Annotated in this window: 1 protein-coding gene; it reads right to left on the bottom strand. The window is 40.8% G+C overall.

The window, feature by feature from the left end; genetic code table 11:
• Positions 1–671, bottom strand: a 671-nt coding sequence (locus ABR854_RS25785; protein ID WP_350268732.1) for an Ig-like domain-containing protein, incomplete at both ends; no start/stop codon positions are given.

Raw genomic sequence — 671 nt, 5'->3', positions numbered from 1 at the left:
CCTACAAAACCCACAGTTGGAGTGAATACATAAGATCCATCTGATTTCAAATCCAAACTTCCAACTCCTGATACATTGGTTATTCCCGCAGTAACTGTCTGAGTATTGCCTTGTGGATCACTATCATTTGTCTTCACATTACCACTTACTGCAGTGTTCATCGGTGTTGCATTATAATCATCTACTGCCACTGTCGTGTTTGCTGATGTCGTCGGTAATACTGTGAATATCTGTTGGGCTGTTCCACATTTCGCCGGTACTGATGTATCACACACTTTGTATGTCAAGGTATCACTACCCACAAATCCTGTATTTGGTGTGTATGTAATATCACCTGTCAAAGGATTAACACTCGCCGTTCCATTTTTTGGTGTTGTAACTATCGTAACTGTTGATGGACTTAATGGAGCTGATGGATTACCACTCGCATCATTAGCCAAGGTTTTTACAGTTACAGTATTTCCTGATAGTAAACTCGCAATGTCTGGATTTACTATCGGACTGTTGCTACTTGGTGTGCTTGGATTGCTCACTGTTATCTTCAATGGTACAGTTGGGCAATTTACACTTACTCCTACAGGACATACTGGTACATTGAAATTGTAATCACCTGGTGTTGAACAGGTAAATGTATAGCTTCCATTGCTCGCCATTAATGGTACACAGCTGCT

The organism is Emticicia sp. W12TSBA100-4, assembly GCF_040253585.1.
Taxonomy (GTDB): domain Bacteria; phylum Bacteroidota; class Bacteroidia; order Cytophagales; family Spirosomataceae; genus Emticicia.
Note: the sequence above shows the minus strand (reverse complement) of the source record. Positions and strands in the feature narration are given on the sequence as shown.